The sequence below is a fragment of the Hymenobacter ruber genome, assembly GCF_054783255.1.
Genome location: NZ_BAAGQX010000003.1, coordinates 705,891 through 720,389, shown reverse-complemented (window position 1 = coordinate 720,389; position 14,499 = coordinate 705,891). Strand labels below are relative to the sequence as shown.

Annotated in this window: 9 protein-coding genes; 1 reads left to right on the top strand and 8 read right to left on the bottom strand. The window is 58.9% G+C overall.

Annotation, left to right across the window (positions count from 1 at the left end; all coding sequences use genetic code 11):
* Positions 1-6: 6 nt before the first annotated feature.
* From ileS to ACYVM5_RS09935, 3 genes are all read right to left on the bottom strand, one after another.
* Positions 7-3,516 (bottom strand): isoleucine--tRNA ligase, encoded by a 3,510-nt coding sequence (gene ileS, locus ACYVM5_RS09945; RefSeq protein WP_460617970.1) that lies wholly within the window; start codon positions 3,514-3,516, stop codon positions 7-9.
* A 125-nt stretch (positions 3,517-3,641) separates the two neighbouring features.
* Positions 3,642-6,086: an efflux RND transporter permease subunit gene (locus tag ACYVM5_RS09940; RefSeq protein ID WP_460617969.1), complete on the bottom strand. Its 2,445-nt coding sequence runs from the start codon at positions 6,084-6,086 to the stop codon at positions 3,642-3,644.
* Positions 6,087-6,323: 237 nt separating this feature from the next.
* Positions 6,324-7,826, bottom strand: coding sequence for a glycine--tRNA ligase (locus ACYVM5_RS09935; protein ID WP_460617968.1), 1,503 nt, complete (start codon positions 7,824-7,826; stop codon positions 6,324-6,326).
* A 174-nt stretch (positions 7,827-8,000) separates the two neighbouring features.
* On the opposite strand from ACYVM5_RS09935, the gene ACYVM5_RS09930 reads away from it, so the two are divergent.
* Positions 8,001-9,404 (top strand): inorganic phosphate transporter, encoded by a 1,404-nt coding sequence (locus tag ACYVM5_RS09930; RefSeq protein WP_460617967.1) that lies wholly within the window; start codon positions 8,001-8,003, stop codon positions 9,402-9,404.
* Positions 9,405-9,592: 188 nt separating this feature from the next.
* On the opposite strand, the gene ACYVM5_RS09925 is transcribed toward ACYVM5_RS09930, so the two are convergent.
* From ACYVM5_RS09925 to ACYVM5_RS09905, 5 genes are all read right to left on the bottom strand, one after another.
* Positions 9,593-10,078 (bottom strand): hypothetical protein, encoded by a 486-nt coding sequence (locus ACYVM5_RS09925; RefSeq protein WP_342296067.1) that lies wholly within the window; start codon positions 10,076-10,078, stop codon positions 9,593-9,595.
* Positions 10,079-10,237: 159 nt separating this feature from the next.
* Complete coding sequence (locus ACYVM5_RS09920; protein ID WP_460617966.1) at positions 10,238-10,732, bottom strand: DUF4385 domain-containing protein; 495 nt, start codon at positions 10,730-10,732, stop codon at positions 10,238-10,240.
* A gap of 879 nt (positions 10,733-11,611) precedes the next feature.
* Positions 11,612-13,243: an Ig-like domain-containing protein gene (locus ACYVM5_RS09915; protein WP_460617965.1), complete on the bottom strand. Its 1,632-nt coding sequence runs from the start codon at positions 13,241-13,243 to the stop codon at positions 11,612-11,614.
* Entirely contained in the window at positions 13,227-13,493 is a 267-nt protein-coding gene (locus ACYVM5_RS09910; protein WP_460617964.1) for a hypothetical protein, read from the bottom strand. Before ACYVM5_RS09910 ends, ACYVM5_RS09915 begins: the two co-directional genes overlap by 17 nt.
* Positions 13,493-14,401 carry a class I SAM-dependent methyltransferase gene (locus tag ACYVM5_RS09905; protein WP_460617963.1) on the bottom strand — a complete coding sequence of 303 codons (909 nt, stop codon included), beginning with the start codon at positions 14,399-14,401 and terminating at the stop codon, positions 13,493-13,495. Before ACYVM5_RS09905 ends, ACYVM5_RS09910 begins: the two co-directional genes overlap by 1 nt.
* Positions 14,402-14,499 lie beyond the last annotated feature (98 nt).

Below are 14,499 nucleotides of genomic sequence, written 5' to 3'. Positions count from 1 at the left end.
TCAGCATCAGGCAGTTGCGACCTCCAAAAAGACCGGCACGGAGTAGTCATCAAATTCGAGCACTGAGCCGCCGTTCACATCGGCCGCGAAGGTGAGGGCGAGGGCCTGCGTTTCGGTGCGGATGTAGTCGCCGAACGCGGCCACGGCGGCCGTAAGCTCGGGCTGCTGGTCTGCCAACGTGACGCGGATTTTATCCTGCACTTCCAGGCCCGAGTCTTTGCGCAGGTTCTGCAGGCGGTTCACCAGCTCGCGGGCGAGGCCTTCCTGGCGCAGCTCGTCGGTCAGGGTCACGTCGAGGGCCACGGTGAGGGGGCCGTCGGTGGCCACGAGCCAGCCGGGCAGGTCGTCGGTGCGGATTTCCACATCGTCGGGGGCCAGGGTGATGGGCTGGCCATCGACCTCTACGGCGAGGCTTCCCTCCTTCTCCAGCTTCGAGATTTCGGCCGCCGTCATCTGCTGAATGCGGGCACCCACGGCCTTCAGGCGCGGGCCATATTGCTGGCCAAGGCGCTTGAAATTGGGCTTTACCGACTTCACCAGCACGCCGCTTTCGCTCTCGTCGTCGAGGAATTCGATGTGCTTCACGTTGATTTCGGCGCAAATCAGGTCCTCCACGAGGCCAACTTGCTCCTTGGTCGAGTCGTTCAGCACCGGCACCAGGATGCGCTGCAGGGGCTGCCGCACCTTCAGCACCGACTTTTTGCGCAGCGAGTGGGCCAGCGAACTGATGCGCTGGGCCAATTCCATGCGCTCCTCCAGCTTCGGGTCGATGCGGGCCGTGTCGGCTTCCACCAGCAGCGTCAGATGCACCGATTCCGGGGCCAGGGGTGTGTTTTTGGCCACGGCCTCGGCGCGCATGCCGTCGGTCATGTTCTTGTACAGCCACTCGCCGAAGAAGGGCGCGATGGGCGACATCAGCTGCGCTACCACCACCAGGCATTCCTGCAGGGTTTCGAAGGCAGCACGCTTATCCTGAGTCAGTTCGCCTTTCCAGAAACGGCGGCGCGAGAGGCGCACGTACCAGTTCGAGAGCTGGTCGGTCACGAAATCCTGGATGGCGCGGGCGGCCTTCGTGGGGTCGTAGTTGTCGAGGTGCCCGCGCGCTTCCACAATCAGCGACTGCAGCTTGCTCAGCACCCAGCGGTCCAGCTCGCTCAATTCGGCGTGCGGCACGCGGTCGAATTCGCTGGTCTGAAACTCGTCCAGGTTCGCGTAAAGTGCATAGAACGAGTACGTATTGAAGAGCGTGCCGAAGAAACGGCGCTGCACCTCGGTCACGCCGGCGGGGTCGAACTTGAGGTTGTCCCACGGTGGCGCGTTGGCAATCATGTACCAGCGGGTGGCATCGGGGCCAAACTGCTTGATGGTGGCAAACGGGTCGACGGCGTTGCCGAGGCGCTTGCTCATTTTGTTGCCGTTCTTATCGAGCACCAAGCCGTTGGCAATCACATTCTTGAAGGCCACGGAATCTTCCAGCATCACGCCCAGGGCGTGCAGCGTGAAGAACCAGCCGCGCGTTTGGTCCACGCCTTCGGCAATGAAATCGGCGGGGAAATTCTTCTGGAACTGGCCCTCGTTTTCGAGCGGGTAGTGCCACTGCGCGTAGGGCATGGCGCCGCTGTCGAACCACACGTCGATGAGGTCGGGCTCGCGGTACATGGGCTGGCCGGTGGGCGAGACGAGGAAAATATCGTCCACGTAGGGCCGGTGCAGGTCCACTTTTTCGCCGTTGGCGTAGGGGTTGTGGGTCATGATTTCGGCCGCCACAGCCTTGTCAATCTCCGCCTTCAGCTCGGCGATGCTGCCGATGCAGATTTCCTCCGTCCGGTCCTGGGTGCGCCAGATGGGCAGCGGCGTGCCCCAGTAGCGCGAGCGGCTTAAGTTCCAGTCTACCAGGTTTTCCAGCCAGTTGCCGAAACGGCCGGTGCCGGTGCTTTCGGGCTTCCAGTTGATGGTTTTGTTGAGCTCGATGAGTCGGTCCTTCACCGCCGTGGTCTTGATGAACCAGGAATCGAGCGGGTAGTAGAGCACGGGCTTGTCGGTGCGCCAGCAGTGCGGGTAGGTGTGCTCGTACTTCTCTACTTTGAAGGCCGTGCCGTCGCCCTTCATTTTGATAACGATGCTCTCGTCCAGCGTTTTATAGTCGGCGCCGGTTTCGTCGTGGCCGTCGTAGTTTTTCACCCAGCGGCCCGCAAACTCGCCCATTTGGGGCACGTAGCGGCCCGTCCGGTCCACGATGGGGCCGAGCGTGCCTTCGGCATCCGGCACCATCAGCGCCGGGATGTCGGCCAGCTGCGCGGCCCGGAAGTCATCGGCGCCAAACGTGGGCGAGATGTGCACGATGCCCGTGCCGTCCTCCGTGGTCACGAAGTCGCCATTGATGACGCGAAAAGCCCGCTCCTCGCCTTCAAACGGCGTGAAATCGAACAGCCGCTCGTACTTGATGTCGATGAGGTCAGCGCCAGAGAAGTCACTTAAGACACTCCAGTAGCTGATTTTACCTTTTTGAATCAGTTGCTTTTGCTGCTTCTCATCTAGAGAGTCAGGCAGAAGCTTATATCCCATTCCATCAATTACGGTTGAAGTTAAACCGTCAATATCGGTATAGCTTCCTGGATTGGGAGGTCCTGCATATTCCTCACTTTTAGCAAAATACTTGGTGAAGAGTTGCGCAGCTAGGATGACATTGACTTTCTCAAACGTGTACTGATTGTAAGTCTGAACAAGCAGGTAACGGATGTTTTTGCCAACAGCTAAGCCTGTATTGGCTGGCAACGTCCACGGTGTCGTCGTCCATGCCAAGATGAACGTTTCAGTATTTGACTCCGGAAAAATTCTGCTTTGCGTTTCCGGTTTTCCAGAATTTCTCTGAACCTTGAACTGCGCCACCACGGTCGTGTCCTTCACGTCCTTGTAGGTGCCAGGCTGGTTCAGCTCGTGCGACGACAGGCCGGTGCCGGCGGCCGGCGAATACGGCTGAATGGTGTAGCCCTTGTAGAGCAAGCCTTTGTCGTAGAGCTTCTTGAGCAGCGCCCAGCAGCTTTCGATGTACTCCGGCTCGAAGGTCACGTAGGGGTCGTTGAGGTCGACCCAGTAGCCCATTTTCTCGGTCAGGTCGTCCCACTGCGCCTTGAAGCGCATGACGGTTTCCTTGCAGCGCTGGTTGTAGTCCTCCACGCTGATTTTCTTGCCGATGTCCTCCTTCGTGATGCCCAGCTCCTTCTCCACCTGTAGTTCGATGGGCAGGCCGTGGGTGTCCCAGCCGCCTTTGCGGGGCACTTGTTTGCCCAGCAGCGTCTGGTAGCGGCCGAAGATGTCCTTCACCGTGCGCGCCATCACGTGGTGGATGCCGGGCGCGCCGTTGGCCGACGGGGGGCCTTCGTAAAACACGAACGTGGGCTGGCCTTCGCGGCTGCTCACGCTCTTTTCAAAGATGCCGTGCTCCTTCCACCAGGCGAGGATGTCTTCGCCGAGCTGGCCGTAGTTGAGCGGCTGCTTGTATTCGGGGTATTTCATTGTTCGCTGTTCAACCCCACCCCCGGCCCCTCCCCGGTGGGGAGGGGTGCCAGACGCAGAGTCGTTGAAATAATAAAGAGTCGTTGAACGCACCCCTCCCCACCGGGGAGGGGCCGGGGGTGGGGTTAAATCGAGTAATCGCCTTCGTAATCGGAGGCTTTGTGCATTTCTTTCAGGTTTAGGTCGGCATCATCGTCCTCCTCGTGGTACGACTCGTCGTAGTGGCGAATGAGGGCGTTGGTATCCGTGTCGCCCTTGCCGTGCTCAAACGTCACGAGCAGCGAGGGCAGCAGTATCAGGTTGGAGAAGTTGGTTATCAACAGCGACGCCGACATTAGCATTCCCAGCGCCTTGGTACCGCCAAATTCGCTGAAGGCGAAGATGCTGAAACCCACGAACAACACGATGCTCGTGTATATCATGCTGGTGCCCGCCTCGCTCAGCGTCACCGATACGGCTTCGCGCACCCGGCCGCCGTTCAACGCCATTTCCTGGCGGAATTTGGCCAGCAAATGGATAGAGTTATCCCCATCAATTCCCAGCGCAATCACGAAAATCAGGGCCGTGCTGGGCTTGAGCGCGATGTTGAAATAGCCCATAATGCCAGCCGTGAGGATAAGCGTGACGGCATTGGGGATAAGGGCAAATAGCACCGTTTTGAATGAGCGGAAGAGGATGAGCACGACCAAGCCCACCAGCCCGAAGGCCATGAACAGGCTGTCGCGCAGGGTGTGAATGACGTACTCGTTGCCCTTGGTGAAGATGATGGTCGTGCCCGTGGGGCGAATGTCCATGCCCGTCCCTTTGAAGATGCGATTCATCTCCGGGATGATTTTCGTGTTCATCAGCGTGTCCAGGTTCTGGGAACCTATGTCCGCGATTTTCAGGCTAATACGGGCCTTCTGGCTGGTGCTGTCCATGAAGGAATGCAGCAGCTTGCTATTCATGCCCGCCCCACCAGCGGAGCCGCCGGAGTTGGCCAAAGCACTCAAAATGAAGTTCTTTTCCGAGTTGTCGGGCAGGCGGTAGAACGACGGGTTGCCGTTGTAGAATGCCTGAGTGCTGGCCTTGAGGAAGGTAACCAAGCTCACGGGCGGCGACAGTTCCGGCTGGGTCCGCAGGTACTTCTCGAACTGGTCGATTTTCTCCAGATTCTTCAGCTTGAAGAGTCCTTTTTTCTTGTGGGTATCGACCTCAAATTCCAGCGGCATCACGCCGTTGAAGTGGCTTTCGAAAAAGGCCAAATCGGAGTTGACGGAGCTTTTCTTGGGCAAGTCATCCACCATGTACGACACGGCTTCGATGCGCGAGATGCCGATGGCAGCGCCGGCCACCAGCACCAGCGCGGCGATGTAGACGGTCGGCCGGCGGTCGAGCACGAGGTGGTCGAAGAACTCCAGCAGCTTGGTAAGCGGCGCGGCATCGAGGTGCTCCAGCTGCTTGGGCGTGGGCGGCGGCAGGTAGGTGAAGGCAGCCGGAATCAGGATGAAGCTGATGATGAAGGCCGCGAAAATGTTGATGGTGGCCACCAGGCCAAACTGGTAGAGAATGGCAATGTCGGTGAAGGCAAACACGATGAAGCCCACGGCGGTGGTCGTGTTATTCATCAGCGTGACGAGGCCGATTTTGCGGATTACCCGCGTCATGGCCAGCATCTGGTTACCCGATTTTCGGTAGTCGTAGTGGTAGCGCGAGAGCAGGTAGGTGCAGTTCGGGATGCCGATAACGATGATAATACTGGGAATCAGGCCCGTGAGCAGGTTGATTTTGAAGCCCAACAGCACAATCGAGCCAATGCACCAGATGACGGTGACGCCCACCACGATGAGCGGAAACAGCACCGCCGACCATGTGCGGAAGAACACCAGCAGCGTAATGCCGGTCACAATCATGGCCAGGATAGTGAAGAACTTCATCTCCCCGGCTACTTTGCTCGTCATCGTGGAGCGCACGTAAGGCAGGCCCGCGTAGTGCAGCTTGATGCTAGTTTTCTTCTCAAACTGCGCCGCAAAGCCCAGAATGTTGTTCATCACCGCCTGCCGCTTCGAGGAGTTCAGGTATTTCGGGTCCATGGTGAGGGCCAGCAGCGTGGCCCCGGTGTTCGGGCTGATGAGCTGGCCTTTGTAGAACTCCACGCTGTTGACCACGCGCATCAGGCTATCCAGTTCCTTCTGCGAGCGCGGCGGCGCTTTAAAAATGGGCGCGGCTTTGAAACTGTTATTCGTCGTGTCCTTGCTGATGTTGAGCAGCTTGCTCACGCTCAACACGCCGTTCACGCCCTGCACTTTAGCCAGCGTGTCGGTCAGCTGCCGGAACTCGTTAAAATTGCCCAGCTTGTAGATGGAGCTGTCCTGCAGGCCGATAACCAACACATTGCCGTCTTCCCCAAACGTCCGCTTGAACTGCTTGAAATAGAGCATATCCGGGTCCTTTTCGCTTACCACCTGGGCAAAGTCGTATGTCATTTCCACGTCCTTGGCTTTGTAAGCCATGAAGACGGTGATAACGGCCAGCACCGCTACCAGCGACAAGCGGAATCGGATGATGAAGACGGCTAATTTTTCCCACATAAAATCCTTGTAAAGAGGCAAAGTTACGCCAAGGCCGGGCGCGCGTTTGTCATTGCGAGCGGAACGCAGTGAAGCGCGGCAATCCGTCCTCTGAATGTGACCAGCTTTGAGACGTGATGAAGCCAAACAAAAGGCCCCGGCACTGCGCAGTACCGGGGCTTTGTCACATTAGAAAGTGCTTGGCTTTGAGAGGACGGATTGCCGCGTTTCGCTCCACTCGCAATGACGGGTGAACTACTACAGCTGCTCGAAAATGCGGCGGAAGCTCACTGCCTCGCCGATGTAGGCGCGCAGCTCCGAAATCGGCATGCGAGTTTGCTCGCGCGAGTCGCGGTGGCGCACAGTCACGGTTTCGTCTTCCAGCGTCTGGCCATCGACCACAATGCAGAAGGGCGTGCCGATAAGGTCCTGACGAGTATAGCGCTTGCCGATGGCATCACGCTCCTCCAGCACGAGGCGGAAGTCGAACTTCAGCGCGTCGAAGATTTCCTGGGCCTTCTCGGGCATGCCGTCTTTGCGCACCAGCGGGAAGATGGCGGCTTTCACCGGGGCCACGGCGGGGTGCAGCTTCAGGAACGTGCGGGTCTTGGTCTGCTGGGCTTCGCCCTCCCCTTCCGTAATGGTTTCCTCTTGGTAGGCGTTGCAGAGCGTGGCTAGGAACAGGCGGTCAGCGCCCACTGAGGTTTCTACCACGAAGGGCACGTAGTTGCCGTAGGCCTTGCCGGTGGCGGGGTCAATGTCGGCGTCGAAATACTGCTGCTTTTTGCGGCTCAGGTTCTGGTGCTGGGTCAGGTCGAAGTCGCCGCGCGAGTGGATGCCCTCCATTTCCTTGAAGCCGAAAGGGAATTCGTACTCGATGTCCACGGCGGCTTTGGCGTAGTGGGCCAGCTTGTCGTGGTCGTGGTAGCGCAGCTTTTCGGCCGGCAGGCCCAGCGCCTCGTGGAACTTGCGGCGCGAGGCTTTCCAAGTGTCGTACCACTCGCCTTCGGTGCCGGGGCGTACGAAGAATTGCATCTCCATCTGCTCAAACTCCCGCATGCGGAAGATGAACTGCCGGGCCACAATCTCGTTCCGGAAGGCCTTGCCGATTTGCGCAATGCCGAAGGGAATCTTCATTCGGGCCGATTTCTGCACGTTCAGGAAGTTCACGAAAATGCCCTGGGCCGTTTCGGGGCGCAGGTACACGGGCGGCGCTTCCGAGTCCACGGCCGAGCCCTGGGTGGAGAACATCAGGTTGAACTGGCGCACCTCGGTCCAGTTGCCGGTGCCCGAGATGGGGCACTTAATTTTCTCGTCGATGATGAGCTGGCGCACGCCGGCCAGGTCATTGGCCGTGAGCAGGCGGCCCATTTCGGCGGTGAGGGCAGCACCGCGTTCGGGGTTGCCGGCGTTTTCGTACTCGGCAGCTTTTTCTTCGAGCAGCACGTCGGCGCGGTAGCGCTTTTTGCTGTCGAGGTTGTCAATGAGCGGGTCGTTGAAGCCGGCAATGTGGCCGCTGGCCTCCCAGGTGCGCGGGTCCATGAAAATGGCCGCGTCGATGCCCACCACGTTGCCGTGCAGCTGGGTCATGGCGTCCCACCACAGGCGCTTGAGGTTATTCTTCAATTCCACGCCGTTGGGGCCGTAGTCGTACACGGCGGCCAGGCCGTCGTAGATTTCCGATGACTGAAATACGAAGCCGTATTCCTTGGCGTGGGCCACGATATCCTTAAGCTGGGTGGTTTCGATTGCTGGGTTCATACCCACAAAAGTAGGCCGGTACGGCGCAAGCTGAAACTTCTGCGTAGAAGGCGCGAAATTCACTCCTGCTTCACGGAATCGCCCTGGCGTCACAATTCGGTAACATAGCGTCTGTAAGCTACCTCCCTACCTTTGACGCATGATTCAACCTAAATACCCACCAACCCCCTCTTTATGTTTGGTTTAGAACCTCACGTGCTTCTGCTCCTCGGCGTGTGCCTGCTGGCCGCCTGCGCGTTCGAGTTCGTGAATGGCTTCCACGACACGGCCAACGCCGTGGCCACCGTTATTTACACCAACGCGCTGCGGCCCTGGGTGGCCGTGGTGTGGTCAGCTTTCTGGAACTTCATCGGCGTGTTTGCCGGCGGCATTGGCGTGGCCATGGGCATTGTGTACCTGCTGCCCGTCGAAAGCCTCGTGGACGCCAACGTGTACCACGGCATTGCCATGGTGGGCGCGCTCATTCTGGCCGCCATCATCTGGAACATCGGCACCTGGTACTACGGCATTCCGGCTTCGAGCTCGCACGCCCTGATTGGGTCGATTCTGGGGGTTGGCATTGCCTACTCCATGCTGCCCGAGTCGCGCGGCACGGCCGTGAACTGGTCCAAAGCCGGCGAAACGGGCATTGCCCTGCTGGTAGGCCCGCTGCTGGGCTTTGCGCTCACCATCGGCATGATGTTCCTGTTTAAGCGTTTTTCGCCCAGCAAGGCCATCTTCAAGGAGCCGCACAAGCGCAAGCCCCCACCCCTCTGGATTCGGCTGCTGCTCATCACCACCTGCACGCTGGTGAGCTTTTTCCACGGCTCGAATGACGGCCAGAAAGGCGTGGGCCTGGTCATGCTGATTCTGATTGGCATCGTGCCCTTCCGCTTCGCCCTCGATGAAAGCAAAAATCCGCTCGACCTGCGCGAGTCGCTGGGCAAAGTGGAGTACGTCATCAGCCGCGTAAACCGCGCCGACCTCAGCCCCAACGACCAGAAGAGCCTGACTGAAATCCAGGAGAAAACGGCCGACCTTGACCGCATTTTCGCCGGCAAAACCGACATCAAGCAACTGCCCCAGCAAACACGCTTTGAAATCCGCCGCGATGTGCTGCTGCTTACCAACCGCGCCAAAAAGCTCCTTGGCTCCGAGAAAGTGAGCTTGAGCACGGCCGACCGCAAGAGCTACGACGAAGCCTCCACGGAGATGAAAAAATTCACCGACTACGCCCCCTGGTGGGTGCTGCTGATGGTGAGCCTCTCGCTGGCCTGCGGCACCATGATAGGCTGGCAGCGCATCGTGAAAACCATCGGCGAGCGCATCGGCAAGGAACACCTCAGCTACGCGCAGGGCGCGAGCTCGGAGCTGGTGGCCGCCGCCATGATTGGGGCCAGCACCTGGCTCAACCTGCCCTCATCCACCACGCACGTCCTCACCTCGTCCATCGCGGGCAGCATGGTGGCCAGCCGCGGCGTGAAGAATATCAACCCCGGTATGGTGCGCAACATTGCCCTGGCTTGGGTGCTCACCCTGCCGGTTACGATGGTGCTATCGGGCCTGCTCTTCCTGCTGTTCCGGGCCGTGTTGGGATAATAAGCATCAACCAGTTAAAACACAAAAAAGGCGACCCTGAAAATTCAGGGTCGCCTTTTTTGTGTTTTAACTGTCCAGGCTGCTGGTGTTTTCGGTGAAACCCCAAAATCGGCCGATAAAGCAGTTGTTTTTACCAACTTATCCACTTATCCACAGGCTAAATGCTGTCAAATGTGGATAAGACCGAATTATTTCGGCCACTGCACCTCCATGTCGTCGTTGATGAACACCCCGAAATTGACGAACTGCAGCTCGCCTTCTTCAAAGTATAAGTCAATCATCGACTTTTCGTAGGACAGGCGAATAGCGCCTTCTTCCATGGTTTCCAGCTCGGGCGTGGCCTGGCCGTGGCGCTCCATGAGGGCCTTCACCTGGTCCACGCTCAGGCCGTAGATGGCCTCGCCGTAGAGGCGCATGTTGGGGTTGTCGGTTTCGATGCAGCTCAGGCGGAAATCGTCCTCGCGGTCGAAGTAGAGCGAGAGCAGGTAGTCTTCCTCGTGGTAGTTCCAAGCCTGGTGCTCGAAGTCGTCGTCGTCGTCCGACTCTTCAATTTCCTCGGGCTCGCCCACGAGGGTGCGGACTTCGTCCATGGTGGCGCCGAAGCGCAGCGGGCCCATGCCGGTGCCCAGAATAATTTCGTTTTCCTCGATGCTGGAGGGTTGGGGAGTGCTCATGCGGTTGGGGTGAAGGGTAGTAAGCAAAGGTAGGTTTTAGTGGTTAGTGATTAGTGGTTAACGGTTAGTGATTTTTTGTTGCTGCCGCTGAATTTCGGTGACAGGCACAGTCTTGGCGTGCCATTAATCATTAACCGTTAACCACTAATCACTAAAAACTCATTTTCCGTATTTCTCAATAAACGCTTCCTTCTGCCGCAGGTATTCCGGGTTGGCTTTGGCCTCGTCCCACTTGCGCTTGAAAATGGCGGCGGCTTCCACCTTATCCACATCGGGGTGGGGATTGCGGGGCAATTCGAGCCGGCCGTGCGCGCCGCTCTGGCCTTTTTTGTCATCGGGCACGGGGCCGGCGTATTTTTTGCCGCCGACGTGGTTGGCGTAGCGCCGGGCGCGGGTGAAGCCCATCTGGATGAATTTGCGGGCCATGTCGGCCCCCACAAAATCGTGGGCCTTCAAATAAGCCTCAAACAGGCCGTAAATCGTTTCGGATGACTCCCGGGCTGCCGCCGCGTCTTTGAAGCGCCAGTGGGGCAGGATTTCGGCCTTGTAGGGCTGCACCAGCAGCACGCCCTGCTCGCCCCGGCCCACGCGGTACAGCTCGGGGTGCTGGCGGAAATCGACGGAGTGGAAATCGAGGGTGTAATCGAACGGCATGGGAAACCTGAATCAAAGGTTTGGTAGGTGTTTGAACAATGTGCATAACCCATACGGACTCGCGCAAAAACCGGAAAGCCGCTTTTCAAAAAGTCCGGCGATTGGGTTCCCAATTTTTTAGCCTGGCCTTTTCAAAAGGTCAAACCTTTCCCCCAGACTTTTCCCCACTTTTAAATTTTGATTAAATTTTTTTCTAAAAAACTTTTTTTGTTTCCACTCATTAGGTCGGTTGATAAGTGGAAAAGCCGGCGAGGTTATCCACGCTGGGGATAACGTGGGGGTAATACTGGTTTTATCCACGGGCTATACACCGGCATTGTGGAAAATATAGTATTGATTATAAACGTGTTGCGCGGATTTTCAACATATCCACTGCGTTTCCACATTTTTATTATCCCCTGAAAAATGACGGTGTGGGAAGGCGTTTTCCCCGTGGAAAGTTATCCACGGTTATCCCCGCTCGATTCGCCCTGTGCGGGCAGCCTACCAGCCAAAAAAACTTCTACTCCACTTATCCCCGTGCTGCCGCAGCGTTTCCCCCAGGTTATCCCCGAAATCATCCCCGTTGCGGAATCAATGTGGAAAAACCGGTGGAAAACCGGTGGATTGTGCCTAAAAAATGCGCTCAGTAACTGGAAAAAGCGTTTAGTTATCCACTAATGTGGACAAGCAGGGGTGTTTCGGATGTTTTCAGGCAGTAGGAAACGGAAGTCGTAGCGAAGTCCGGAGCCAGGCTAAACCGGCCGTAACCCTCGCTTGGGGCAGTAATGGGTAGCCCCTCCACCTTCTCAGCCAGCAGCTGAAGCAAGACAAGGAACGAAAAAAAGCGCAGCCGCCGGGCTGGCAGCTGCGCCGCAAAAGGAAAAGATGTGAGAACGACTAAAATTTCAGCGGTTCCACGATGTCGAAGCCGGCGCGGACCTGCTGGGGCTTGGGGTCGAGGTACACGGGCTCGGGCACCAGCAGCAGGTTGGAGTCGCCGCCGCGCCAGCGGCCGTCGCCGTCGGTGTCGATGAGCACACGCAGGCGGTAGGTGCCGGGGGCCATGTCCGAGAATAGGTAGCTGCCCTTGGGCGAAAGCAGGCTGGCCACCACTTCAAACTTCTCGTTGAGTAATTGAAGCTCGAAGCTCTTCTCCTTGGTGGTGATGGTGCCCGAGAGGCTGGTCGAAACGTCCTGCTCGCTGATACCGAGGCGCAGGGGCTTCAGGCGCAGGTTTTGGGCGGTGATGGCGGTGATGGCCGTGCTGTCGAGCAGGATTTCGAGCCTTTTTTTGGCTTTGGAATTGAAGCGTACGGCCAGCTCGGTGCGGTCGGCGCTGAGCACGCCGTCGGCGGGCAGGCGCAAGGGGCGGCGCTTCACCGAATCTTCCACCAGGGTGCCAAACGGCCGGTCTTTGGCAATGCGCACGGGCACCGAAAACTGAAATTTTACCTGGCCCTCGGGAAACACGTTGCGGGCACCGCCTTCCACGGTGTAGAGCGACGGCGCGGGGGCTTTTTTGGCGGCGGCCGGCACCGGGAATTTGACTTGCAGGGTGTCGTGGCCCACGTTGCCGGTGCTGTCGGTGGCAGTGAGGACGTAGCGGCCATCGCCTACTTCCGGGGTTTTGTACAGCACTACGGAGCGGCCCCGGTCGGCCAGCTGCACGGCTTCGGCTACGACGGCCGGAGCAGCTTTGCTATCCAGCGCTACCAGCGTGGCCGTGCGCACGCCTTCGCTCAGGCTGAGGCGCAGCTGCGTGGGGCTGGGGGTGCGCGAAGTAATCAGCGGGGGGCGTTTATCGGGCTGGGTGAGCACGAGGGCGATGTCTTTGCCGGTGCTGCCCTCAATGGTAATGGACGTGGGCAGGTAGGCAATTTTCTCGCCTTCGTCGTAGTGGCCGTTGTTGTTTTTGTCGGCCACGGCGTAGAGTTTGTAGGTGCCGGCTTTGAGAAAATTCAGGCTGAATTTCCCGGCTTTGTCGGTGAGCACGGTGTAGTACGGGCGGCCTTTGCGCACGCCCAGCGTGTCGCCTTCGCGGTACAGGCCGATGCTGGAGCCCTCCACGGTTTTGCCCGTGAGTATATCGGTGAGGGTGCCGCGCACCTTGCCCGAATCGAGCACGGCCCCGGTGCTGAAGGTGAGGTAGGCATTTTTGGCCGGCAGGGCTTCGGTGATGTCCACCACAGCATCACGGAAATTGAAGCTGTAGGTGGTGTTCGGGTCGAGCGGCTTATCGAAGAGCAGGGTGATGGAGTTGCGGTCTTCGCGCAGCTTATAAGGGTTGTCTTCGGGCAGCTGGGGCGTGATGAGCAGGTTTTTGCTCAGTTCCTTGGTCACGACGGGCTCCGAGAAATTGAGCCGCACGAATTGCTGCTTCACGTTGCGGGCCGCGCTGTCGGGCGAGCTGCTGATGCGGCGCGGCGGGATGCGGTCGCGCGGGCCGCCCAGGGGCGGGGCCACGGCGGCGCAGCTTTCAAGCAAGGCAACCAGCGCCAGCAAAGCCAGCAATTCAGCGCGAACGGACATTATACAACAGCAGCGTGGTGAGCGTAAGAACAACAATGGCCGCCCCGATGCGCAGCCCCGTGCGGCGCGTCACCTCAGTGGTCGGCTCGGTGGTGCTAACGACCACGACGCGCCGGGCGGTATCGGCCACAAAGGTCGGCGGTGGCTTTTTGATGGAATCGGGCAGCGGCGTGGGCACGGTTTGGGCACGGGCGGCGGTGGCCAGCAGGCCCGCCGCTACGAGTAGCCGCCACAGTGCCGCCGGCCGCATCAGGCCCCGGCCGGAGTGCGCCGCCCGGCCACGTACAGCAGGCTGGAATATTGCCCGTCGTGCTCCTCCGCGTAAGCATTCGACTTGTAACCGGCCTTTAGCACCGTCAGCAAGCCGCCGGCGCGCTCGTTGCGGTGCTTCTCGCTGAGCATGCTCACGTAGTAGGCATCGAGCGGCATGGGCAGCGTCTGGCGGACGGTCAGCTTGTGCTTTTTGAGCAGCTGGGCCATGGTTTTGGGCGCGAAATGGTAGAGGTGGCGGGGCACGTCGTAGGCGGCCCACAGCTCGCGGTAGTGCTGGGCGTCGAGGCTTTCCACATTGGGCACAGCAATGAGCAGCACGCCGTCGGGCTTCAGCAGCGCCACCAGCTGGGCCAGCGTTTCGTTGAGGGTATGCACATGCTCCAAAACGTGCCAGAGCGTAATGGCATCGAACGTGCCGGGCTGAAACTGGGCCAAGCTCTCCTGCCCTATCGGCTGGCCGAGGCGCTGACTGGCTTCATCGCGGGCGCGGGCGTTGGGCTCGAGACCAGCTACCTGCCAGCCGGCCGACTTGGCTGCCGCCAGGAAATGACCCGTGCCACAGCCGTAATCCAGCAGTTTGCCCCGGCGCGGCGCTAGCTTATTCAGCAAACTCACCTTGCGGCGCATGGTGAAAAAACGCGCCACTTTGTAGGCCTGGTTCACGAAGCCCTGGGCGGCGCTGTTGTGCGACACGTAGGCGTCGGACTCGTAATACTTGCCAATTTCGGCCTCGTTCGGCCGCGGGTTGGTGAACTGAAAGCTGCACGCCGCGCATTGCACGATGGCGAAGCTTTCGTGGCTCACCGTCCGGTCTTCCACCACCAGCTTGTTCTTAAAGTCGGTTTTGCCGCAAACCGGGCAATTATCAATTCGTTCGTAGGACACGGATACTTGTAAAGGCAAAAACCGGCCGGCACAGGTGCGGCACGGTTCATTTCGTTGCTGGGCAAAGTTCGCAAATTTTACGTAGCGCGGACTTTGTA